Source organism: Pseudoclavibacter helvolus (genome assembly GCF_049707175.1).
GTDB classification, from domain to species: domain Bacteria; phylum Actinomycetota; class Actinomycetes; order Actinomycetales; family Microbacteriaceae; genus Pseudoclavibacter; species Pseudoclavibacter helvolus_A.
Window position 1 is genome coordinate 66,969 of the sequence record NZ_JBNAFM010000002.1, and the last position, 23,901, is coordinate 90,869.

Sequence of the window (23,901 nt, forward strand, 5' to 3'; positions counted from 1 at the left end):
ACGCGGATGCACCCGGCCAAGCCGGTTTTTGGTGCGGCATGGTCGCCGCGCCGGGTTACGAGGTGAGCTGACTCTCTTCGACGTCGAGGTCGGTGACCGCCTGCTCGAACTGCGAGTTGTAGAGGCGCGCGTACGCGCCCCCGCGCTTCACGAGCTCGTCGTGCGTGCCCTGCTCGACGATCGAGCCGTGCTCCATGACGAGGATGAGGTCGGCGTCGCGGATCGTCGAGAGACGGTGCGCGATGACGAAGCTCGTGCGGCCCTGGCGGAGCGCCGCCATGGCCTGCTGGAGGAGCAGCTCCGTGCGGGTGTCGACCGAGCTCGTCGCCTCGTCGAGGATAAGCACCTGCGGGTCGGAGACGAACGCTCGGGCGATCGTGATGAGCTGGCGCTCACCGGCCGACACGTTCGAGGCGTCCTCGTCGAGCACCGTGTCGTAGCCCTCTGGCAGCGAGTGCACGAAGCGGTCGACGTAGCAGGCGGTCGCGGCCGCGAGCACTTCCTCGTCGGTCGCGTCCTGGCGGCCGTAGCGGATGTTCTCGCGGATGGACCCCGCGAACAGCCACGGGTCCTGCAGCACCATGCCGGTGCGGCTGCGCACGTCGTCGCGCCTGAGCTCGGCGATGTTCTGCCCGTCGAGCAGGATGCGGCCGCCATCGAGCTCGTAGAACCGCATGATCAGGTTCACGAGCGTCGACTTGCCGGCGCCCGTGGGGCCGACGATCGCGACCGTCTGGCCCGGCTCGACCGAGAAGTTGAGGTTCTCGATGAGCTTCTGGTCTTCCGTGTACGAGAAGGTGACGTCGTCGAAGACGATCTCGCCTCGGCCGTTCACGGGCTTCGGCGCGTCCTTCGCGTCGGGTTCCTGCTCGTCCTCGTCGAGCAGCTCGAAGACCCGCTCCGCCGAGGCCGTTCCCGACTGCAGCACCGCGGCCATGCCGCCGAGCTCGGCGAGCGGCTGCGTGAACTGCTGCGAGTACTGGATGAACGCCTGCACGTCACCGAGACGGAGATTGCCGCTCGCGACCATGAGCCCGCCGAGCACCGCGATGCCGACGTAGGAGAGGTTTCCGATGAACATCATCGCCGGCATCATGACGCCGGCCCAGAACTGCGCCTTGAACGCGGCCTGGAAGAGCTGCTCGTTGTCGACCTGGAACTGCTCGCGGGCGTCCTTCTCGCGACCGAAGACGCGAACGAGGGCGTGGCCCGAGAACGACTCCTCGACGCGCGCGTTGAGGCGCCCGGTCTTCTTCCACTGCTCGGCGAAGTTCTTCTGCGACTTCGGTCCGATAACGCCGAAGATGACGCCCATGAGCGGGAGCGTGACCAGTGCGACGAGCGCGAGCTGCCAGGAGATGGAGAACATCATGACCAGCACGCCAACGACGGTGAGCACGCTCGTGACCACCTGCGAGAGCGACTGTTGCATGGTCTGCGTGATGTTGTCGATGTCGTTGGTGACGCGGCTGAGGAGCTCGCCTCGCTGGACGCGGTCGAAGTAGCTCAGCGGCAGCGAGTTGATCTTGCGCTCGACGTCTTCGCGCAGCTTGTACATCGCCTTCATCATGATGATGTTGATGACGTAGCCCTGGAGCCACATGAGCAGCGCGGAGGCCACGTAGAGCCCGAGCACGGTGAGCAGCACCGCGCCGAGGCGGTCGAAGTTGACCCCCTCGCCCGGTGTGATGTCCATCGCGGCGACCATGTCCGCAAACTGCGTCTGACCCGAGCCGCGCAGCTCCTGCACGACCTGGTCCTTGGACGCCCCCGCCGGGAGCTGGCTCGAGACAACGCCCTCGAAGATGAGGTTCGTGGCCTCGCCGAGTACCTTCGGCGCGATGACCGAGAGCACGACGCCGATCGCGCCGAGCAGCGAGACGCTGATGAGGGCGGCACGATATGGACGCAGGCGCCCGAGCAGCCGGCCGAAGCTCTGGCCGAAGTTCTTCGCCTTGCCAGGCGCGACGCTGTCCCAGTCCCCCGAAGCCTGACGAGCCTGCTCAGCGAGCTCGAGCTCGAGCTGCTCCTCTTCGGTCAGGATCTTCTCGACGGCCACCTTCGGGCCGCGACGACCGCGCCGAGCGCGCTTCGCATCCACGTTCTCGTTCTGTGCTTCCTGGCTCATGACTGTGCCTCCACTGCAAGCTGGGAATCCACGATCTCCTTGTACGTCGTGCAACTCTCGAGGAGCTCGTCGTGCGTGCCGAGGCCGACCATGCGGCCGTCGTCGAGGACGACGATGCGGTCAGCGTCGACGATGGTCGAGATGCGCTGCGCGACGACGATCTTCGTCACGTTCGGCAGCTTCTCCCACAGTGCGCGACGCAGGCGGGCGTCCGTGGTGAGGTCGAGTGCCGAGAACGAGTCGTCAAAGACAAAGACCTTGGGCTCGTGCACGATGGCGCGCGCGATCGCGAGCCGCTGCCGCTGGCCACCGGAGACGTTCGTGCCTCCCTGTGCGATGCGCGACTCGAGCTGCTTGTCTTTCTCTTGCACGAAGGCTGTCGCCTGCGCGATGTCGAGTGCCGCCCAGAGGTCCTCGTCGGTCGCCGCCTCGCGGCCGTAGCGGAGGTTCGAGGCGATCGTACCGGTGAAGAGGAACGGTCGCTGCGGGATCAGCCCGATGCCGTCCCACAGCAGCTCCGCATCCGCCTGGCGCACGTCGACGCCGTTCACCCGCACCGACCCACCCGTTGCGTCGAAGAGGCGCGGGATAAGCGAGACCAGCGTGGTCTTGCCTGCGCCCGTCGAGCCGACAACCGCGACCGTCTCGCCCGACGCAGCACGGAAGCTGATGCCGGTGAGTACGGGCGCCTCAGCGCCCGGGTAGGTGAACTCGACGTCGTCGAACTCGACGACGCCCGGCTCTGGGAACTCGGTGACCGGGTTCGCCGACATGATCAGGGTCGACTCGGTCGCCAGCACCTCGGAGATGCGGTCGGCGCTGACGGCGGCGCGCGGGATCATGATCGTCATGAAGCTCGCCATGAGCACACCCATGAGGATCTGCATGACGTAGGCCATGAAGGCGAAGAGGGTGCCGATCTCGACGCTGCCCTGGTCGACCTGGATGCCACCGAACCAGATGACGCCGACGACCGTGATGTTGAGCACGAGCATCGCGAGCGGGAACAGCGTGACGAAGAGGTCTCCGACCCGCTTGCCGAGAAGGAAGAGGTCGTTGTTGGCGACCTCGAAGCGCTGCTCCTCGATGGGCTCGCGGACGAACGCGCGCACGACCCGCACGCCCGTGAGCTGCTCGCGCAGGATGCGGTTGATGTTGTCGAGCTTGACCTGGAACTGGCGGAAGAGCGGCACCATGCGGCTGATGATGATGCCGACGAGCAGGAGCAGCACCGGGGCCGCGACGCCGATGATCCAGGAGAGGCCGACATCTTGCTGCAGGGCCATGATGATGCCGCCGATCGCGAGCATTGGGGCCGAGACCAGCATCGTCGAACCCATCATCGCGAGCATCTGCACCTGCTGCACGTCGTTGGTGTTGCGGGTGATGAGCGAGCCTGCGCCGAAGCGTGCGACCTCGCGCTCGGAGAAGCTGCTGACGCGGCCGAAGACGTCGGCGCGGATGTCACGACCGAGCGCCATGGCGGCGCGGGCGGCGAACACGGTGGCGATGATCGAGCAGGTGATCTGTCCGAGCGAGATCGCGAGCATGACGGCGCCGGTCGACCAGATGTAGTCGGTGTCGGCGTTTGCGACGCCCTTGTCGATGATGTCGGCGTTGAGTCGCGGAAGGTACAGCGACGCGAGCGCTTGCAGGAACTGGAAGACCAGCACGCCCGCGAGGAGCGGCCAGTACTTCCGTAGATAGCGGGCGAGGAGCTTACCGAGCATCGATTCTCCGGAACGACGAGGCGTCTCGAGCGGCGCATCCGCTAGCGTGGTGGATGCGCGTCGCCGGAGACGCGGAGTGGACGGCAATAAGGGCGGGTCCGAATCGGACCTGGCACGCTGGACCATTACTGATCAGGTGACGGGCTGGGCAAAAAACCGCAGCCCTGTAGCTAAACACGAGGTAACACGCTCCGCAATCACATTCCCACTCCTCGGGAATGTGCTCCGACGCACAGATCACCCACCTGACACCCCATCGGCGTGGTGAGAACCTCCAACCGGGCGCATCTGACAACCTTTTCCGGATAAGTTTGTCGAATCGAGCCAAATCCGGCCGCCCCGACCTCAATAGGCTTAGGAACCATGTCGCGAATCTCGAAGCTCCTCATCGCCAACCGTGGCGAAATCGCAGTACGCATCGCACGAGCCGCTCGAGACGCGGGGATCACCTCCGTCGCCGTGTACGCGGACCAGGACCGCGACGCACCGCACGTTCGCCTCGCTGATGAGGCCTACGCCCTCCGCGGGACCACCAGCGCTGAGACCTACCTCGTCATCGACAAGCTGCTCTCGATCGCCCGCCGATCCGGCGCCGACGCCGTGCACCCCGGGTATGGCTTCCTCGCCGAAAATGCCGACTTCGCGCGGGCCGTCATCGACCAAGGCCTCACCTGGATCGGCCCCTCGCCGGAGGCCATCGAAGCGCTCGGCGACAAGGTCACCGCCCGCCACGTCGCCGAGAAGGTCGGCGCCCCGCTGGCACCCGGCACCCTCAACCCTGTCGAGGGGCCAGACGAGGTGCTGGCGTTCATCGACACCCACGGCCTGCCCGTCGCGATCAAGGCCGCCTTCGGCGGCGGCGGACGTGGACTCAAGGTCGCACGTGTCCGCGACGAAGTCACCGAGCTCTTCGAGTCCGCGACCCGCGAGGCCATCACCGCATTCGGCCGCGGCGAGTGCTTCGTCGAGAAGTACCTCGACAAGCCCCGCCACGTCGAGACGCAGTGCCTCGCTGACGCGCACGGCAACGTCGTCGTCGTCTCCACCCGCGACTGCTCGCTCCAGCGTCGCCACCAGAAGCTCGTCGAGGAGGCGCCAGCCCCCTTCATCACGGCCGAGCAGGAGGCCGAGATGCGGCGCGCATCCAAGGCCATCCTCAAGGAGGTCGGCTACGTGGGCGCCGGCACCTGCGAGTTCCTCCTCGCAGCCGACGGCACCGTCGCCTTCCTCGAGGTCAACACGCGGCTCCAGGTCGAGCACCCCGTCTCCGAAGAGGTCACCGGCATCGACCTGGTGCGCGAGCAGTTCCGCATCGCGCAGGGCGAGGCCCTCGGGTACGACGACCCCACGGTCACCGGTCACTCGTTCGAGTTTCGCATCAACGGCGAAGACCCGGGCCGCGGCTTCTTCCCCGCCCCGGGAACCATCACCACCTTCCGCGTCCCCGGCGGCCCCGGCGTCCGCGTCGATTCCGGCGTGCGCGAAGGCGACGTCGTCTCCGGAGCCTTCGACTCGCTCCTCGCCAAGCTCATCGTCACCGGCGCGACCCGCGAGGAGGCGCTCGAGCGGTCCCGCCGCGCGCTCGAGGACTTCGAGCTGAACGGCATGCCGAGCGTGCTGCCGTTCCACCGCTCCGTCGTGCGCGACCCCGCATTCACGGCAGAGAGCGGCGACTTCGGCGTCTACACGAGCTGGATCGAGAACGAATACAACAACACCATCGAGCCGTGGGGCGGCGAGGCCGGCGAGGTGAACGAGCCCGTTGCACGACGCAACGTGGTCGTCGAGGTCAACGACAAGCGACTCGAGGTGTCGCTGCCGGAGCGGCTCCTCGCCGTCGCCGGTCCGGGTCACGGCGGCGCCGGGCGCACGATGGCGGGCCACGCGCCGAAGCGACGCACGCACACCAACGTCGAGACGCACTCGAGCGGCGACATCACGGCGCCGATGCAGGCGACCGTCGTCAAGTTCGCGGTTGAGGAAGGGCAGAAGGTCGTCAAGGGCGACCTGCTCGTTGTCCTCGAGGCGATGAAGATGGAGCAGCCCATCCAGGCGCCGCGCGACGGCATCGTCGCGGCCATCAGCGCCACCGCGGGTGAGACGGTCTCGAGCGGCACGAAGCTGCTCGAGCTCACCGACGCCGAGTAGCCTCGACAGGTGCTCGACGCTTCCACCCTGGCCCCAACGCTCCTCGCGATCCCGCTCGGCTCGGCCGCGGCCGAGCCGACCTGGCTCGAGGCGTTCACGGGGCTCGAGGGGTTCAACGGGTGGTTGCTCGCGCTCGTCATCCTGGGCGGCTTCGCGGCCGGCTGGGTGGACGCGGTGGTTGGGGGCGGCGGGCTCATCCAGCTGACGATGCTGCTCACGTTGCCCGGCGTCACCCCCGTGCAGGCGCTCGCGACCAACAAGTTCGGCAGCATCGCCGGCACGACGACCAGCTCGATCACGTACTTCCGGCGCGTGAAACCCGATCTGCGCACGGCGCTGCCGATGGCGGCGATCGCGCTGTTCGGCGCTTACGGCGGGGCGATCCTTGCCTCCAGCATCCCCGCGGCCGCCTTCAAGCCGATCATCGCCGTCGCGATCCTCGGCATCGGCATCTTCACCGCCTTCAAGCCGAGCGTCGGCCAGCTCGACAAGCTCAAGTACGAGGGGCGAAAGCACCACGTGGTGGCAGGCCTCGTCGGCTTCGCGATCGGCGTCTACGACGGCGTGCTCGGGCCAGGTACCGGCTCGTTCCTCGTGATCGCCCTCGTCTCACTCCTCGGCTACTCGTTCCTCCAAGCGAGCGCCAAGGCGAAGATCGTGAACTTCGGCACCAACCTCGGCGCGCTCCTCTTCTTCGCGCCGCAGGGCTACGTGCTGTGGGCGCTCGGCGCCATCCTGGCGGTCTCGAACGTCGCCGGCGGCTACCTCGGCGCGCGCACCGCGATCCGCGGCGGCAGCAAGCTGATCCGCTGGGTGTTCCTCATCGTCGTCGGCGTGCTGTTCGTGAAGCTCGCACTCGACATCTGGGGCGAATACGCGGCGGGCTGAGCACAAGCTAGGCCGCGGGCGCATCCCCAGCGGCCTGCGGCACCCGCAGCCGCGAGCATCCGCCGCCGAGGGCGCGAAAGGCGCCGACTAGCTCTTCGTCTGCTCCGCGTACGGCACGTGCATGGCGTGCGCCGCATCCGAGATACTGCTCGCCAGCGACGGGTAGACGGCCCACGCACGCGCGACCTGGTCGACGGTCAGCCGCTGCTCGATCGCGATCGACAGCGGCAGCACGAGCTCGGAGGCGCGAGGGGCCACGATGACGCCGCCGATCACCGTGCCCAGGTCGTTGCCCGCGATGAGCTTCACGAAGCCGTCGCGCACCCCCTGCATCTTCGCCCGAGGGTTCTCGTTCAACGGCAGCTTGTAGACGCGCCCCTCACGGGTGCCGTCCTCAATCGACTTCTGCTGCCAGCCGACCGTCGCGATCTCCGGGTACGTGAAGATGTTCGAAGCAACGTTGCGGAGGTTGATCGGCCGCACCTCGTCGCCGAGCGCGTGGAACACCGCCGTCCGCCCCTGCGTCGATGCGACCGAGGCCAGCGGGAAGAACTCTGTGCAGTCACCCGCCGCGTAGATGTTCGGCACCGAGGTGCGCGCAACGCGGTTGACACGGATGTGCCCGGACGGCGAGACCTCGACCCCGGCCTCCTCGAGCCCGATGCCCGCCGTGTTCGGAATCGACCCGACGGCGATGAGGCAGTGCGACCCGCGCACCTCCCGACCATCGTCGAGCGTCGCGACGACCTCGTCGCCATCGCGCACGACCGTCGCGGCGCGCGACTTCGAGAGCACCGTCATGCCACCCCGCTTGAAGACGTCCTCGATCACGTCGGCCGCGTCGGCATCCTCGTTGGGCAGCACCCGGTCGCGGCTCGACACCAGCGTCACCTTCGAGCCGAGCGCCAAGTACGCCGACGCGAACTCCGCACCCGTCACACCGGACCCGACCACGATGAGGTGGCTCGGCATCTCCTTGAGGTTGTACAGCTGGGTCCAGGTGAGGATGCGCTCCCCGTCCGGCTTGCACGAGTCGAGCGTGCGCGGGCGAGCGCCGACCGAGATGACCGCAGAGTCGAACTCGATGCGGTCGAAGTCCTGACCTCCGGAGCCGGTGCCCACCGTCACCGCGGAGTTGCCGTCGAGTTTCCCCTCGCCCTGGATGACGTTGACACCCGCCGCTTCGAGCGTGCGCTGCATGTCATCCGACTGGTTCTGCGCGAGGCGCAGGAGGCGCTTGTTCAGCTTCGAGAGGTTCACCGCGACCTCCGGCTTCAGCGGCTTGCCGGTTTCGCCCTTCGCGAAGAACTGCACGCCCAGCTCACCCGACTCGCGGATCGCGGTCGCGGCCTCCGCGCTCGCGATGAGGGTCTTCGACGGGACAACGTCCGTCAGGACAGCGGAGCCGCCGACACCGACGCGTTCGATGAGAGTGACTTCCGCGCCGAGGCGGGCGGCTGAGAGCGCGGCTTCGTAGCCACCTGGCCCTCCGCCGACGACGACGATGCGGTGCTTGCGATCAAAAGGCGTGGCCATACCGCCATTGTCCTCCTCCCGCAGGAACCCGCCAAACCGGAAGCGCATCCGCGCCGTTTCCGCGAGCGCCTCGCGTTCATCCGCTCGTGCTCCCCGCGTGCCGCGTCGCGGTCGCTACTCTGGTGAGCATGTCAACGCACGCATCAGAGTCGATCGACGATCCAGCCACCTCACCCTTCGAGTTCGCGCAGGCAGCTGCCGCGGTCATCGCCGAGAAGACGGGGGTTGCGCGTCACGACATCGCGCTGACGCTCGGCAGCGGATGGGGGCAGACCGCAGATTTGCTCGGGGAGACCATCGCGACCATCCCGGCCGACGAGGTGCCCGGATTCGCGAAGTCGGACATCCCGGGCCACTCCGGAACGCTCCGCTCCATCCGCCTCGCGAACGGCAAGCACGCGCTGGTCATCGCCGCGCGCACCCACTACTACGAAGGCAAGGGCGTGCGCCGGGTCGTGCACTCCGTGCGCACCGCCGCAGCGGCGGGCGCCTCGGTCATGATCCTCACCAACGGTGCCGGCGGGGTGCGGCCGGAATGGGGGCCGGGCACGCCCGTCCTCATCTCCGACCACATCAACCTCACGGCCGACTCGCCGCTCGAAGGGGCGACGTTCATCGACCTCACCGACCTCTACTCCGCTCGACTCCGCGAGCTGGCGCTGACCGTGCGCGACCTCGACGAGGGAGTGTACGTGCAGTTCCGCGGGCCGCACTACGAGACCCCCGCGGAAGTCCGCATGGCCCGCACGATCGGCGGCGACATCGTCGGCATGTCCACCGCCCTCGAGGCCATCGCGGCACGCGAGGCCGGCATGGAAGTGCTCGGCATGTCCCTCATCACCAACCCCGCCGCCGGCGTCTCGCCCGACCCGCTGAGCCACGCCGAAGTCCTCGAAGCAGGCAAGGCCGCCGAGGCCGAACTCGCCGAGCTGCTCTCCCAGATCGTGGTGAAGCTCTGATGAGCGGGCTCGCACGTCAGCTGCAGGTCGCCCTGCGCCACAACGCGCTCGCGTGGCTTGCCCAGGACCCTGACGAAGTCACTCGTGCCGAGCTGCAGGAGCTCGTCGACACGGCCGGAGAGGTCTCGCCAGAGCTCACCGCCGTCGAGGAGTCCGACACCAGTGCGCGCGCGAACGCCTGGCGCGAGCTGCACGATCGGTTCTCCGCACGGCTCGCGTTCGGAACTGCAGGACTCCGCGGCAGGCTCGGAGCCGGCCCGAACCGGATGAACCGTGTGCTCGTCGCGCAAGCCGCCCGCGGCTTCGCCGACTTCCTCCGCTCCCGCGAGGAGGCACCGTCCATCGTCATCGGCTACGACGCGCGCAACAACTCCAAGCGCTTCGCCGAAGACACGGCTGAGATCATGCAGGCGGCGGGAGTCGCCGCCACCATCCTGCCGAGGCAGCTCCCAACGCCAGTCCTCGCCTTCGCAGTCCGCCGCCTCGGCGCATCCGCCGGCGTCATGGTCACCGCCTCACACAACCCCAAGTGGGACAACGGCTACAAGGTGTACCTCGGCGGTGCCGATGACGGCTCGCAGATCGTCGCGCCCGTCGACCTCGAGATCGCGGCGGCCATCTCGGCCGTCGCAGCAGGCACCACGGTGCCCGAGATCCCGCGTTCGACCGACTATGCCACCGCCGACGAGACGATCGTCAGCGAGTACGTGTCGGCCACCGCCGGTCTGCTGCGCGGCACCCCCAGCGACGTCCGCTTCGTTTACACGCCCCTCCACGGAGTCGGCTGGGAGACCTTCCGCGCCGTCATCGCCGAGCTCGGCATCGCCGCACCCGTCGTGGTCGAGCAGCAGGTCGAGCCCGACGGCGCGTTCCCAACGCTCGACTTCCCGAACCCGGAAGAGCCGGGCGCACTCGACCTCGCCTACGAGACCGCCGACGCGGCAGGCATCGACCTGGTCATCGCGCACGACCCAGACGCCGACCGACTCGCGGTCGCCGTCAAGGATGCCTCCGGGTGGCGGCGCTTCGGCGGCAACGACATCGGCAAGATCCTGGGCTGGCGTGCCGCCGAGCAGGCGAAGGCCGACGGCGTGCACGGCACCCTCGCCACCTCCGTCGTCTCCGCGCCCGCGCTCGGCCGCATCGCCCACGAGTACGGGCTCGACTACGCCGAGACGCCAACCGGATTCAAGTGGATCTCGCGCGCCCCGAACATCCTCTACGGCTACGAGGAAGCCCTCGGGTACCTCGTGAACCCGGAGACGGTGCACGACAAAGACGGCATCTCCGCATCCATCGCCATCCTCGAGCTGATCATGGGTCTGCACGCCGACGGGCGCACCCTCATCGACCATGACAACGCCTTCGCGGAGCGGTTCGGCACGTTCGTGTCGACGCAGGTGTCAGTGCGCTTCGACGACATCGCCGAGATCCCCCGCGTCATGGCGGCCCTCCGCAGCCACACCCCGACCGAGGTCGGCGGCATCGCGGTGACCGAGACCGGCGACCTGTCAGGCGACGAGGTCCCGATCGACCTGCTCCGCTACCAGCTCGCCGACGGCACCCGGGTCATGGTGCGCCCATCAGGGACCGAACCCAAGATCAAGGTGTACGTCGACGCGTCCAGCGAAGCCGGCTCGCCCGCCGAACGCGCGGCCGACGCCGAAGCGAAGGCCGCTCGTGCTGGCGAAGCCCTGCGAGTGACCCTCACGACCGCGTAGGCGACGACCGCCGCGCGCCTGAGCGTCGAAGGCTGAGCGTCGAAGGGCCTGCTGGCCGGAGTCATCTCCCCCGGCAGGCCTTCGTCATCGGCGCTCCCTGTCGACTCGGGATGGGAAACTCTCTTCCTTGCGGAAAACTTTCCCCAACGAAGTGACGTTTTTATCCCGTAACGGGGACGGTGGGCGATCCGCCGGTCAGCGCTCGGTGCCAGCGGGCGGATGCGCGCGTCAGGACGAGTGGGCGAGCTCACGTTCGAGGAGCGAGCGTTTCACCTCGACGCCCCAGGCGAAACCGCCGAGCGCGCCGTCGGACCGCAGCACCCGGTGGCACGGCACAAACAAGGCGGGGGCGTTGCTGGCGCAGATGCTCGCCGCCGCCCGAACCGCCGTCGGCCGGCCCAGGGCCGCCGCGAACTCCGAGTAGGTGAGCGGATGCCCGGCCGCGATGTCTCGCAGACCGCGCCAGCCCTGCATCCGGAACTCGGCACCGAACTGGGCGACGGGCACGTCGTCGATGGCCTCGAGGCGCCCCGCATAGTAGGCGCGCACCGCGTCCGCGGCTGCGGTGCGCCCGCGGGTGAGGGCGGTTGGCCGTTGCGTGGGCGTGATCCGCGCCACGATCAGCTGCGCGTCGTCGCTCCAACCTGACGCGAGCACCGCCCCATCGAGCTCCCGAGCGATGATCGTGAACGAACCATCAGGAGTGGTGATGGTCTCGACGACGGCGCGGTCGCCGGTGCCGGTCAGTGCGCCGGTGGCGCTCTGGATGGTCATGCTGGCTCCTCCGTGGGGACGGTCGATGTCGGTGTGGCTGGCTTCGGGGCGGCTGCGGCAGGTGTTCTGGGTGGCGCGGCTCCCCAGAGGTGCAGCGAGAGGTAGCTCCGCCATGGTCGGAACGGCTCGGCCGCCTCCACGAGCCCCTTGGGGTCGGCGGCGAGACCGAGTGCTCGCGCGCCGCCGCGCAGGGCGACGTCGCCCGTGAGCAGCACGTCGGGGTTGCCGAGGACTCGCATGCTGACGTATCCGGCGGTCCAGTCGCCGATGCCCTTGAACGCGACGAGCTGGTCGTGTTGCTCCGTGGCGTCGTCGCCGGGCGTGAGTCGAAGCTCGCCGCTGGCGAGAGCCTCGGCGACTCGGGTGATGGTCGCAGCGCGTGACCGGGGCCCGGCGAACGAAGCCTCCCCGAGCTCGGCGATGGCCGATGCACGCGGGAACAGACGGGTCACGCTTTCCACGTCGGGCTGCCGATCGCGCTGCTCGCCAGCGGGCGGGTCATCCGCCCCCTGGCGGCTCACCGCTACCCCGTCGCCGTCGAGTCGGAGCCCGGCTCTCTCGGTGAGCCGACTCAACGCGGTGCGAGCCGCCGAGACGGTGATCTGCTGCCCGATGACGGCCCGAAACAGCATCTCCTCAGCATCCACGGCGCCCGGCAGACGCCGCCCCGGATGCGAGCGCACGCGCGCAGCGATTGCAGGATGCGCCGACAGGGCCGCATCGATGGCCGTCGGGTCGGCGTCGAGGTCGAAGAGGCGGCGAACGCGCGTGACAAGGGCTTGCACATCGCTGAGGTCAGTGACCCTCGCGCGCAGCCGAAGCGACGCCGGGTGCGGGCCGTGCGCATCCACTTCGAACCATGCCGGCCCGCCTGGCAGGCTCAGGCTGCGCTCGTAACGACTCTCGCTCGCGACCTCGACGCCGCTGATGGCTCGCTCGCGGAGCCACGCGAAGATACTCGCCGCGTCGTAGGGCTCCCGGTAGGCGAGGGCGAGCGTCAGCGGGACGGCGCCACCGCCGAGGCCGTGACCGCCGTCTGCGGAGGCGGCTGAGGCCCTGGCCTCGGCGCGTCCGCGAGCCCGTGCTCGAACGAGCGTCGGCGTCAGCTGGAAGACCTCCTGGATCGTGTCGTTGAACTGCCGGACGCTGGCGAAGCCTGCCGCGAACGCGACCTCAGACAGCGGCAGCTCGGTGGCGCCCAGGAGCGTCGCAGCGGTGCGTGCCCGCTGCGCCCTGGCGAGGGCCAAAGGCCCCGCGCCGAGCTCGGCGGTCAGGACTCGCCCGAGGTGACGCGTCGAGTACCCGAGTCGCGCCGCCAAACCAGGCACGCCTTCGCGTTCCACGACCCCATCCGCAATGAGCCGCATCGCGCGACCAGCAACGTCGCCGCGGAGGTTCCAGGCCGGGTCTCCCGGTGCGGCGTCTGGCAGACACCGTTTGCAGGCCCGATAACCCGCCTCGTGCGCAGCGGCACTCGTCGGGTAGAACGTCACGTTCTCGCGCTTCGGCGTGCGCGCAGGGCAACTCGGGCGGCAGTAGATGCCCGTCGAGCCGACGGCGGTGATGAACTGCCCGTCGAACCGTCGATCCTTGGCGAGGATCGCGCGATACCGGTCTTCTCCGGTGAGGCTGGTGCTTGCCATGCGTCGAGTCTGGCAGGTCGGCCCGACCGCCGCTCGCGGAAATCGGACGCGACGGTGCAGGCGCTTCGCGCAGGCCCTTGGTCACGCCTCGGCGGGCTCAGGCGATGTCGAGCCCCGCGGCGACGAGCCTCGGCGTGAGCAGCTCGACGAGCGCTTCGGCCGACTCAGCGGAGATGAGCTCTCCGAGGACAGCGTCGTTGTCGAACGTCTTCGCGAGTGCGGCGATGAGCTGCAAGTGCTCGGATGCGCTGGTCGCCGTCATGCCGACGACAACGCGCACTGGGTCGTAGCGCGCGTGACCGAACCCGACCCCGTCCGGGTAGGTGATGATCGCGAGCCCGTTCTCGATGGTTTCCTCGCCCGGCCGCGCGTGCACGAGCGCGACCCCTGGGCCGACGACGACGTACGGGCCGAAGCGCTCGATGACGCGGACCATGTTGCTCGTGTACCCGCGCTTCGCGAACCCGCGCTCGGCGAGCAGCTCGCCCATCTGCCCGACGGCCTGCCGCCAGTCGAGGGCCTGCTCGGCGAGACGAACGCTGGTCGGGTCGAACTGCAGCCCAGGTGTGGCCTGCGCGTTCATGCTCGCGCCTCGTCGAACCCTTCGCTCACGATCTCGGCCAGCTCCTCGCGGTCTTCGATCGGCAGGAACGCCCCCTCGGCGGCGTTCAGCTGGAAGGTCTCGAGGTCGGCAAGGTCGTAGTCGAAGGCGTCGGCGAGCAGCGTCAACTCGCGCGAGATGCTCGTGGCGCTCATGAGTCGGTTGTCGGTGTTCACGGTGACGGTGAAGCCGAGCTGGTACAGCAGATCGAAGGGGTGGTCTTCGATGTTCTCGCCCCAGGCGGCGATGGCGCCGGTCTGCAGGTTCGACGACGGGCTCAGTTCGAGCGGGATGCGCCGGTCGCGCACCCACTGGGCGAGCCTGCCGAGCGACACGTAGGTGCCGTCCTCGTCCTCGCCCTCGAGGTCGATGTCTTCCGCGATTCGGACACCGTGTCCGAGGCGCAGCGCGTGGGCATCGAAGATGGCGCTCTCGATGGAGTCGAGACCGGCGGCTTCACCGGCGTGCACCGTCGCGGGGAAGCGCTCAGCCATGAGGTAGTCGAACGCCTCCTGCAGGTTCGTCGGCGGGAAGCCGTCCTCGGGCCCCGCGATGTCGAACCCGACAACGCCCTGCTCACGGTGCCTGACGGCGAGCTTCGCGATCTCGAGGCCGTTGCCTGCGTGACGCATGGCGCTCACGAGCTGGCCAACGCGGATGCGCTTGCCGTGCGAACGCACGTCGTCGATGCCCTCGTTGATGCCCGCCTGCACGGCATTGACGGCATCGTCGAGGCTCAGGCCGCGCTTGAGGTGCTGCTCGGGGGCCCAGCGGACCTCGCCGTAGACGACTCCGTCGGCACCGAGGTCGTTGACGAAGTCGCGGGCGACGCGGCGCAGACCGTGCGCCGTCTGCATGACGGCGGTCGTCACATCGAAGGTCTTCAGGTACTCGACGAGCGAGCCAGAGTCGGACTGATCGGCGAACCAGCTGGACAGCTCCGGGCCGTTGGCCGCGGGAAGCTCGAGCCCGATCTCGTCGGCGAGTTCGATGATCGTCTGCGCGCGGAGCCCACCGTCGAGGTGGTCATGCAGCGACACCTTCGGCAGCGCACGGATGTTCGTGCCGTCCCGCAGCGTGAAATCGCCCTCGTCGTATGGCGCGGAGCTCTGCACAGACACGGTGTTCCCCTTCGAATGTGGCCGCGATCCAGAAAGTGCGGCCGTCCAGAGCCATGATTCTATCTGGCGCAGACCACCGGCGCGCACCCGGGCGTGGCGCTGTGGAGAAGGTTTCCCCTCCCCCACAGCCTCACAACGGCTACTGGGCGCCGACGCGACCAGCGATCAGCGGACCGCCGGTCTGCACCTCAGCCCCGGCATCGCCGATCTCGTACGCATCCTCCAGCGCTTCGAGCGCACGCGGGAACCGAGCCGCATCCTCAGCCGAGAGCGTGAAGAGCACGTCGCCCTGCTTCACGGCGTCGCCGGGCTTGGCGACGAGATCGATGCCAGCCGAGTGGATGACCGGGTCCTGCTTGCGTGCACGACCAGCGCCGAGGCGCCACGCCGCGATACCGAAGGGCAGCGCCTCCTGGCGCACGAGCACACCATCCCGTTCCGCGCGCACCTCGTGCGTCTCGCGGGCAACCGGCAGCGCCCCGTCCGGGTCGCCGTCCTGCGCCGAGACCCACCGACGCCAGACGTCCATCGCCGCACCGTTCTTGAGCGCACCTTCGACATCCGCATCCGGCTTGCCCGCGAGGCGGAGCATCTCCCTGGCCAGCTCGACCGTGAGCTCCACGACGTCGGCGGGGCCGCCACCTGCGAGCACCTCGACCGACTCGCGCACCTCGTTGGCGTTGCCGATCGCGAGTCCGAGCGGCACGTTCATGTTCGTCAGCAGCGCCGAGGTGCGAACCCCCGCGTCTTCGCCGAGCGCGACCATGGTCTCGGCGAGCGCTCGCGAGCGCTCGATGTCGCCCATGAACGACCCAGAGCCGAACTTGACGTCGAGCACGAGCGAGTCGGTGCCCTCGGCAATCTTCTTCGACATGATGCTCGACGCGATGAGCGGGATGCACTCGACAGTGCCCGTGATGTCGCGAAGCGCGTAGAGCTTCTTGTCGGCGGGCGCGAGGCCAGCGCCCGCCGCGCAGATGACGCCGCCGATCTCCTGCAGCAGCTGGAACATCTCCTCGTTGGAGAGCTCTGCCCGCCAGCCGGGGATGGCTTCGAGCTTGTCGAGGGTTCCCCCGGTGTGCCCGAGTCCACGACCGGACAGCTGCGGCACGGCGACGCCGAAGGACGCGACGAGCGGCATGAGCGGAAGCGTGATCTTGTCTCCGACACCGCCCGTCGAGTGCTTGTCGACCGTGACCTTACCGAGCCCGTCGAAGTTCATCCGCTCCCCCGACGCGATCATCGCGAGGGTCATGTCGCGGATCTCGCTGCGCTCCATGCCGTTGAGGAAGATCGCCATCGCCATCGCGGCCATCTGCTCGTCACCCACGTAGCCGTTCGCGTAGCGCGAGATGAGCCAGTCGATCTCGGGCGTCGACAGAGCGCGTCCGTCGCGCTTCGATTTGATGAGGTCGACGGCGTCGAACGCCTCGACTGCGGACTGTGCGGGGGTGGAGCTCATGCGATCCTTTCGAGATCTCTGGGGCCGAACGCGTCGGGCAGTACCTGGTCGATGGTGCGGATTCCGGAGACCGTCTCGAGCAGCATGCCGGGTGCGGAGAACTCATACAACAGCTGACGGCAGCGCCCGCAGGGCATGATGACCTCGCCCTGCCCGTTGCAGCAGGTGAACGCGACGAGCTTGCCGCCTCCACTCGCCTGGAGCGCGGACACGAGTCCGCATTCCGCGCAGAGGCCGACGCCGTAGCTGGCGTTCTCGACGTTGCAGCCGACGACGATACGACCGTCGTCGACCAGCGCGGCTGCCCCGACCGAATAGTTCGAGTAGGGCGCGTAGGCCTTTGTCATGATGTCTCGCGCCGCCTGACGGAGGGTCTCCCAGTCTGGTTCAAGCGCTTCAGTGCCGGTTGCGGTCATTGCTAGGCCTTCACGTAGGGTTTGCCCGCCGCCGCTGGCCCGCGGGACTGACCGACGAAGCCGGCCACGGCGAGGATCGTCACGATGTACGGGATCATGGCCATGAACTCAGGGGGGATGTTCGCCCCGACCTGGCTCACGAGGGTCTTGAGGTTCGACGCGAACCCGAAGAGCAGCGCCGCGAGCGTGGCGTAGACCGGGTGCCAGCGCCCGAAGATGAGGGCGGCGAGAGCGATATAGCCCTGACCGCTGGTCATCTCCTGGCTGAACGAGCCGACGCTGCCGAGCGTGAAGAAGCTGCCGCCCGCGCCGGCGATGGCGCCGGAGAGCAGCACGTTCCAGAAGCGCGTCTTGTTGACCTTGATGCCGACCGTGTCTGCGGCCTTCGGGTGCTCGCCGACGGCCCGGAGCCGGAGGCCCCAGCGCGTCTTGAACAGCGCGAAGGTCAGCACAGGCACCGTGATGAACATCAGGTACACGATGAACGTGTTGTCGAAGAGGAGCGGCCCGATGACGGGGATGTCGCTCAGCAGCGGGATCGCGAAGCGCGGGTACTTCTCGTTCTGGGCGATCGTGTTGAGGAAGCCGCTGTCTCGGGTCATGACGCCCGAGTAGAGGAAGTTCGTCAGGCCGATCACGAGCATGTTGATGACGACACCCACGACGACCTGCTCGACGAGGTAGCGGATCGAGAAGACCGCGAGGATGAGCGACACGAGCATGCCCGCGAGGATGGCGCCGAGGAGGCCGAGGAACGGGTTGCCCGTCATGGAGCCGATGAGTGCCGACGTGAACGCGCCGGCGAGGAGCTGTCCCTCGATGGCGATGTTGACGACGCCGACTCGCTCGGAGACGAGACCGGCCATCGAACCGAAGATGAGCGGCGTCGAGATGGCGAGCGTGCCCGTGAGCAGCCACGTCAGCGGTACGTTCGCGTTGGCGCCGATGAACACGATGAGTGCCCACACCCAGAGGATGCCGAACACGACCATCACCCACATGGGCAGTTTGGCGCCGGTTGCGGTGCGCAGGAAGGCGACGACGGCGATGCCGGCGAGGATCACGCCGATCACCAGGTTCGTGACCATCGTCGGCAGAACTAGTGGATCGAACTTGAGGGGTACGCCGTCGGAGTTCAGGTCGATCGTGCTGGAGGCTCCCGCTGGGGCCAGCAGTCCGAAGACGACGAGGACGACGAGGCTGAAGAACGCGTACGCGATGGGCGCCTTCCAGCTGCGCGTCGAACGGACCTCAGCCTTGGTGCTTGCGCCTACCGAGAGCTGCTCCTCGGTGCTTGGCGTCACTGCGGTCATGCCTTCACCTCGTTCTTCTTGCCGTTGCTGCCGTTCCCCTGCTCGGTGGGTCCGCCATCCCGCCCCTCACGCGACGCGCGAATGCGGTCGAGCAAGCGGATGCCCGAGGGCTTCGGCAGGCGGAAGATGGCCCGGATGAGCGGAGGGGCCGCGATGAAGAGCACGATAAGGCCCTGGATGACGGCGACGATGTCGATGGGGATTCCCTCGACGACCTGCATCGGGAACGAGCCAGCCTTGAGCGCCCCGAAGAGCAGCCCGGCGAGGACGATGCCCACAGGGTGCCCGCCACCGAGGAGCGCCACCGTGATGGCGTCGAAGCCGATGCCGGCGTCGACGCCGGGGTCATAGCCCGCCGTGGCACGGCCGAGCACCTGCGTGGCGCCAGCGAGGCCGATGAACGCGCCTGCGATTGCCATCGTGAGGAAGGTGATGAACGGCACGTTGATGCCTGCCGTCCGCGCCGCGCTCGGGTTGAGGCCGACGGCGCGCACCTTGAAGCCGACCGTCGTGCGGTCCATGACCCACCAGTAGACGAAGGCGGCGACGAGCGCGAGGATGAAGCCCCAGTCGGCTGCACCCACGAGGTCGGGCAGCTGCGCCGACTCGACGATCGGCTTGGCCTTCGCGTTGCCGCCGGCGCCCTCGGCCTGGAAGGCCGGGGTCTTGAGCAGGTACGTGATCCCCCACAGCGCGATCCAGTTGAGCATGATCGTCACGATCACCTCGTGCGCACCGGTCTGGGCCTTCAGCCAGCCGGCGATGCCTGCCCAGATCGAGCCGCCGACGATGCCGGCGAACGCGGCGACGAGGACGTGCACGACGAAGGGAAGCTGCAGGCTCGCGCCGATGAAGCCGGTGAAAAGCGCGGCGATCAGGATCTGCCCCTGACCACCGATGTTGAAGAGGCCCGCCCGGAACGCGAACGCGACACCGAGGCCCGCCGTGATCAGCGGGGTCGCCCACATGAGCGTGTTGGTGAGCGGCACGAAGCCGTTACGGGGCGAGTAGATCGCGCCCTCCCACAGCGCACTGAAGGCGCCTCCGATGACGCCGCCCGCCGCGGAGAAGAGGTCCATCGGGCGCGAGAAGAAGTAGCCCATGGTCTCGAGCACATCGTCGCTCGTGAACACCACGAGGAGCGAGCCGATCAGGAGCGCGAGGACGATCGCGAGCAGCGACCGCAGTGGGCCTCCGCCGAGGATGTCCCGCCACAGGCCATGCCACGGCGACTGCTCGCTCGCGGCGGCCGGCAGGTTCGCGCCGGGAGGCGGCGGGGTCTCCGCCGTCACGTTCTGCAGCTGACTCATACTTCGACCCCTGCCATCATCTGCCCGAGCACGTCACGCGACGTCTCGGGTCCAACGATTCCCATGCTCTTGCCCTGGTACATGACCATGATCCGATCTGCCAGCTGGAACACCTCGTCGAGCTCGGTCGAGACGATGATGACCGGAATGCCCGAATCGCGCACCCGGACGATCTGCTCGTGCACGAACTCGATCGAGCCGACATCGAGGCCTCGCGTTGGCTGCGATGCGATGAACATGCGCAGCTCGCGGCCGAGCTCGCGGGCCAGCACAACCTTCTGCTGGTTTCCGCCGGACAGGCGGCCCACGGCCGTCTCGATGGAGGGCGCGCGCACATCGAAGTCCTGGACGTTCTTCTCCGCGAACGCGGTGATCTCGCGCAGGTTGAGCGCGATGCCGTTCGAGAACGGCGCGCGGTCTGCTCGGTCGAGGACGAGGTTCTCGGCGATCGTGAACTCGCCGACGATCCCGTCTTCCGTCCGGTCCTCTGGTACGAAGCCGAGCCCCGCATCCAGCGTCTTCTTGACGGACTGGCCGATGAGCTGGTTGCCGTCGAGCGTGATCGAGCCGAGCGCCTTCTTGTGGAGGCCGAGGATGGCTTCCGTCAGCTCGGTCTGCCCGTTGCCCTGCACTCCGGCGATCACGAGGATCTCGCCCTCGCGGACCTCAAAGCTGAGCTCATCGACCTGCTTGGCTCCGACCTCGTCGAAGACCGTCAGCTCTGAGACGACGAAGGTGGTCTCGCCGAGCTTGGCCGCCTGCTTATCAACGTCGAGGTCGACGGCGCGGCCGACCATCTTCGCGGCGAGCTCCTCATTCGACTCGCTCGGGAGCGCGGTGCCAACGACCTTGCCACGACGGATGACGGTGATGCGGTCCGCGACCTTGCGGACCTCGCGCAGCTTGTGCGAGATGAAGACGATCGACGTGCCAGCCTTGCGCAGCTGATCCATGATGACGATGAGCTCGTCGGTCTCCTGCGGAGTGAGCACAGCAGTGGGCTCATCGAGCACGAGAATCTTGGCGTCACGCGAGAGCGCCTTGATGATCTCGACGCGCTGCTGGGCGCCGACGGGCAGGTGCTCGACGAGCGCATCGGGATCGATGTTGAAGCCGAACTGCGCAGAGAGGTCACGCACCTTCTGGCGTGCGCTGTCGATGTCGAGCACGCCGATGCCGTTCGAGGGCTCATGCCCGAGCATGAGGTTCTCGGCGACGGTGAAGACGGGGATGAGCATGAAGTGCTGGTGGACCATGCCGATGCCGGCGGCCATGGCATCGCCGGGTCCGGAGAAGTGCTGGACGACGTCGTCGAGCAGGATCTCACCCTCATCGGCCTGGTAGAGGCCGTAGAGCACGTTCATCAGAGTTGATTTGCCAGCACCGTTCTCACCGAGGAGCGCGTGGATCTCGCCCTCCTCGACGGTGAGGTTGATGTTGTCGTTGGCCGTGAAGGCACCAAATCGCTTGGTGATGCCTCGAAGCTCGAGTTTCATAGCGGTCCACTTCGCTGTGTGGGAGTGCGGGATGCGGCCTCTTGGGCCGATGCTGCGCGGGCGTGGTCCGGCTGGTCGCCGGAGCCCGCTCGAGATGTATGCGTAGGCATGCTACGGGGCCGCCGCGAGTTGCGCGACGGCCCCGCATCCATGTTGTGTCCAGACGCCAATCTGGACGTGCAGAGGGTTAGACCTTTGGTGAGGAAGGCGACAGGTCCGTGAACTTGCCGTCGATGACTTCCTGCTTGAGCGTCTCGATCTCGTCGAGTGTGCCGTCGGGCAGCTCGGACTCGAACGAGCCGAAGCCGGAGAGTCCGACGCCCTCGTTCTCGAGGACACCGGTGTAGGTCGTTCCACCCTCGAAGGTGCCGTCGAGGCTCTGCGAGATGGCGTCGAGCACCGTGACGTCGAGGCCCTTCATGATCGACACGAGGATGATGTCGGCGTACTGCTCGTCGGCGACGGCGAGGTCGGAGTCGACACCGAGGATGACGGCGTCCTGGCCGCCTTCGCGGATGGCCTCAGCAGCACCCTGGTAGAGGGGTCCGCCGACGGGGAGGATGACATCTGCGCCCTGGCTCAGGAAGCCGGTGGAGATCTCCTTGGCGCGCGAGACGTTCGTGAAGTCGTCCACGAACGAGCCCTGCTGCGAGTCGACGTCCCAGCCGATGACCTTGACGTCCTTGCCCTTGACCTCGTTGTAGTGCTTGACGCCGTTGGCGAAGCCGTCCATGAAGATCGTCACGGTCGGGATGGCCGCGCCGCCATAGGTGGCAACCGTGCCGGTCTTCGAGTAAGCGGCGGATGCGTAGCCCGCGAGGAACGCAGCCTGGGCCGTGTCGTAGTTGAGCTCGAGGACGTTCGGGATGCCGAGGCCCTCGACGTCGACGATCGCGAAGTCGATGTCCGGGTTGGCCTCTGCAGCGGCAGCCGTGGCGTCGGCGAGCTTGAAGCCGACGGGGACGATGATGTTGCAGCCCTGGCTGACCATCGTGTCGAGGTTCTGCGCGTAGTCAGCCGAGGAGGCCGACTCAGACTCGAGCACGTTGATGCCGAGCTCTGCCTCTGCATCGGTGAGGCCGGTGTGTGCGAGCTGGTTGAAGGAGCGGTCGTCGAACCCGCCCTCGTCAGACACCATGCATGCGGTGAAGTCGGATGCGCCCTCGGCTGGCGCTTCGCCAGCGTCGGGAGCAGGGGCGCAACCGGCGAGCACGAGGGCTGCGACGCCCATGGTGCCAAGTGCAGCGAAACGCTGCTTCGAAGAGATAGCCACTCTCGGTCCTCCTGAGTTGGATGTCCGTCGTGCCGCAGAACGCGAAGACGACGAAGCTGGTGATTGCCCGAGCATAGCCGTAGCTCGGCGTCATAATTCGGTCGAGTTCGGAATCGAAACCCGACCGTTGCACAGTTACGAGCGTGTTTCTCGGCGGGTCGCCCAGTGATTCTCACAGGGCCGGAAACTTCCAGCCCCTTCGGTCGGTGCGTCGACGTGTGAGCGCGGACCAGCCCGGTCGATGCAGGCGCAGCTCGCGCCGGCTCAGTTCGCTCCGGCTCAGTTAGCTCCGGTCGGCGACGACGGCGACTCGACGACGATCTCGCCGGAGATGATCTTGGCCTTGAGGTCCTCGACCTCCGCCTTGAGCTCCGCTGGGATCTTCGAGTCCCAGTCGTGGAACGAGGAGAGCCCGACGCCGTCGTTCTCGAGCGTGCCGACATTGTTGCCAGCCTCGAACGTGCCGTCGATGTCCGACCCGATGACCCCGAGGATGGCCGGCTCCATGCGCTTCTCGACGGTGGTGACGAGCAGCGGTCGGTACTCCTCACCGAGGAGCTCATAGCCGTCCGAGTCGACCCAGATGATGCCGACGTCCCCCGCGGCGAGCGCAGCTGCCGCCGCGCCCTCGCCTGCCTGCGCGGCGACGGGCATGATGATGTCGGCGCCCTGCGAGATGAGCCCCTGCGCGGTCGTCTGCGCCGCGTTCGTGTTGGTGAAGTCGTCAGTGAACGAGCCCTGCTGCGTCTTCGGGTCCCAGCCGACGACGCGGACGGAGGCGCCCTTCGCCGTGTTGTACTGCTCGACCCCGGCGGCGAAGCCGTCCATGAACACCGTCACGGGCGGCTGATTGCCACCGCCGAAGGTCCCGACCACACCGGTCTTGCTCACCCCGGCCGCGAGGTAGCCCGCCAGGAAGGCGGCCTGCGCAGTGTCGTGCACGATCGAAGCGACGTTCGGCCCCTCGACGACCTCGTCCACGATCGAGTACGTGATATCGGGGTTGGCCTCGGCCGACGCCCGCGTCGCGTCGGCCAGTTCCCAGCCCACCGTCACGATGTAGTCGCATCCCTCGCCGACCATGGTCGCCAGGTTCGTCTCGTAGTCGGCCTGCGACTGCGAGACCGTCTCCCGCATCTCGACGCCGTACTCCTCCTGCGCGGCTTCGAGCGACTCGAAAACCGCCTGGTTGAAGGAGCGGTCTTGGATGTTGCCGCTGTTCGCCACCATGCACGCGAGGTAGTCGCCACCGGCCGCCGCTTGGCCTGTGGAGTCCGGGGACTCCGGCGGGGCCTGGCAGGCGGTCAGTGCGAGTGTTGCGATGGCGAGGGCGCCGATGGCCCCTGGAGTGCGAGAGCGTGACATGCCGGAAGAGTAGTGGG

Annotated in this window: 18 protein-coding genes; 4 read left to right on the forward strand and 14 right to left on the reverse strand. The window is 67.8% G+C overall.

The window, feature by feature from the left end; translation table 11 throughout:
• Positions 1 to 55 precede the first annotated feature (55 nt).
• Entirely contained in the window at positions 56 to 2,128 is a 2,073-nt protein-coding gene (locus ACPYN9_RS01995) for an ABC transporter ATP-binding protein (RefSeq protein WP_424463457.1), read from the reverse strand.
• A complete protein-coding gene (locus tag ACPYN9_RS02000; protein WP_424463459.1) occupies positions 2,125 to 3,858 on the reverse strand; it encodes an ABC transporter ATP-binding protein in 1,734 nt (577 codons plus the stop codon). The genes ACPYN9_RS01995 and ACPYN9_RS02000 overlap by 4 nt, the downstream gene beginning before the upstream one ends.
• A gap of 363 nt (positions 3,859 to 4,221) precedes the next feature.
• On the opposite strand from ACPYN9_RS02000, the gene ACPYN9_RS02005 reads away from it, so the two are divergent.
• Together ACPYN9_RS02005 and ACPYN9_RS02010 are read left to right on the forward strand one after the other, a co-directional pair.
• On the forward strand, positions 4,222 to 6,006 hold the full coding sequence (locus ACPYN9_RS02005) for a biotin carboxylase N-terminal domain-containing protein (RefSeq protein WP_424463461.1): 1,785 nt from the start codon (positions 4,222 to 4,224) through the stop codon (positions 6,004 to 6,006).
• 123 nt (positions 6,007 to 6,129) lie between these two features.
• A complete protein-coding gene (locus tag ACPYN9_RS02010; RefSeq protein ID WP_424463733.1) occupies positions 6,130 to 6,894 on the forward strand; it encodes a sulfite exporter TauE/SafE family protein in 765 nt (254 codons plus the stop codon).
• Positions 6,895 to 6,981: 87 nt separating this feature from the next.
• Here ACPYN9_RS02010 and ACPYN9_RS02015 read toward each other — a convergent pair whose 3' ends face one another.
• Positions 6,982 to 8,430, reverse strand: a complete 1,449-nt coding sequence (locus tag ACPYN9_RS02015; protein ID WP_424463462.1) for an NAD(P)H-quinone dehydrogenase — start codon at positions 8,428 to 8,430, stop codon at positions 6,982 to 6,984.
• 128 nt (positions 8,431 to 8,558) lie between these two features.
• Here ACPYN9_RS02015 and ACPYN9_RS02020 point away from each other — a divergent pair, with 128 nt between their 5' ends.
• Positions 8,559 to 9,389 carry a purine-nucleoside phosphorylase gene (locus tag ACPYN9_RS02020; protein WP_424463464.1) on the forward strand — a complete coding sequence of 277 codons (831 nt, stop codon included), beginning with the start codon at positions 8,559 to 8,561 and terminating at the stop codon, positions 9,387 to 9,389.
• Positions 9,389 to 11,110 carry a phospho-sugar mutase gene (locus ACPYN9_RS02025; RefSeq protein ID WP_424463466.1) on the forward strand — a complete coding sequence of 574 codons (1,722 nt, stop codon included), beginning with the start codon at positions 9,389 to 9,391 and terminating at the stop codon, positions 11,108 to 11,110. The genes ACPYN9_RS02020 and ACPYN9_RS02025 overlap by 1 nt, the downstream gene beginning before the upstream one ends.
• Before the next feature lie 228 nt (positions 11,111 to 11,338).
• On the opposite strand, the gene ACPYN9_RS02030 is transcribed toward ACPYN9_RS02025, so the two are convergent.
• The 11 genes from ACPYN9_RS02030 to ACPYN9_RS02080 form a co-directional block, all read right to left on the reverse strand.
• Positions 11,339 to 11,884: a methylated-DNA--[protein]-cysteine S-methyltransferase gene (locus ACPYN9_RS02030; RefSeq protein WP_424463468.1), complete on the reverse strand. Its 546-nt coding sequence runs from the start codon at positions 11,882 to 11,884 to the stop codon at positions 11,339 to 11,341.
• The gene (locus ACPYN9_RS02035; RefSeq protein WP_424463470.1) at positions 11,881 to 13,527 is read right to left on the reverse strand and encodes a DNA-3-methyladenine glycosylase 2 family protein; all 1,647 of its coding nucleotides are present in this window, start codon (positions 13,525 to 13,527) and stop codon (positions 11,881 to 11,883) included. The genes ACPYN9_RS02030 and ACPYN9_RS02035 overlap by 4 nt, the downstream gene beginning before the upstream one ends.
• Positions 13,528 to 13,624: 97 nt before the next feature.
• Positions 13,625 to 14,110 carry a PTS sugar transporter subunit IIA gene (locus tag ACPYN9_RS02040; protein WP_424463472.1) on the reverse strand — a complete coding sequence of 162 codons (486 nt, stop codon included), beginning with the start codon at positions 14,108 to 14,110 and terminating at the stop codon, positions 13,625 to 13,627.
• A complete protein-coding gene (locus ACPYN9_RS02045; protein WP_424463474.1) occupies positions 14,107 to 15,249 on the reverse strand; it encodes an adenosine deaminase in 1,143 nt (380 codons plus the stop codon). The genes ACPYN9_RS02040 and ACPYN9_RS02045 overlap by 4 nt, the downstream gene beginning before the upstream one ends.
• Before the next feature lie 139 nt (positions 15,250 to 15,388).
• Complete coding sequence (locus ACPYN9_RS02050; protein WP_424463475.1) at positions 15,389 to 16,711, reverse strand: thymidine phosphorylase; 1,323 nt, start codon at positions 16,709 to 16,711, stop codon at positions 15,389 to 15,391.
• A complete protein-coding gene (locus tag ACPYN9_RS02055) occupies positions 16,708 to 17,127 on the reverse strand; it encodes a cytidine deaminase (protein ID WP_424463477.1) in 420 nt (139 codons plus the stop codon). Before ACPYN9_RS02055 ends, ACPYN9_RS02050 begins: the two co-directional genes overlap by 4 nt.
• Before the next feature lie 2 nt (positions 17,128 to 17,129).
• A complete protein-coding gene (locus ACPYN9_RS02060; protein WP_424463478.1) occupies positions 17,130 to 18,440 on the reverse strand; it encodes an ABC transporter permease in 1,311 nt (436 codons plus the stop codon).
• A complete protein-coding gene (locus tag ACPYN9_RS02065) occupies positions 18,437 to 19,750 on the reverse strand; it encodes an ABC transporter permease (RefSeq protein ID WP_424463480.1) in 1,314 nt (437 codons plus the stop codon). The genes ACPYN9_RS02060 and ACPYN9_RS02065 overlap by 4 nt, the downstream gene beginning before the upstream one ends.
• Positions 19,747 to 21,246 (reverse strand): ABC transporter ATP-binding protein, encoded by a 1,500-nt coding sequence (locus ACPYN9_RS02070; RefSeq protein ID WP_424463482.1) that lies wholly within the window; start codon positions 21,244 to 21,246, stop codon positions 19,747 to 19,749. The genes ACPYN9_RS02065 and ACPYN9_RS02070 overlap by 4 nt, the downstream gene beginning before the upstream one ends.
• Positions 21,247 to 21,433: 187 nt before the next feature.
• Entirely contained in the window at positions 21,434 to 22,519 is a 1,086-nt protein-coding gene (locus ACPYN9_RS02075; protein WP_424463484.1) for a BMP family lipoprotein, read from the reverse strand.
• A 279-nt stretch (positions 22,520 to 22,798) separates the two neighbouring features.
• Positions 22,799 to 23,884, reverse strand: a complete 1,086-nt coding sequence (locus ACPYN9_RS02080) for a BMP family lipoprotein (protein WP_424463485.1) — start codon at positions 23,882 to 23,884, stop codon at positions 22,799 to 22,801.
• Between the last annotated feature and the right edge of the window lie 17 nt (positions 23,885 to 23,901).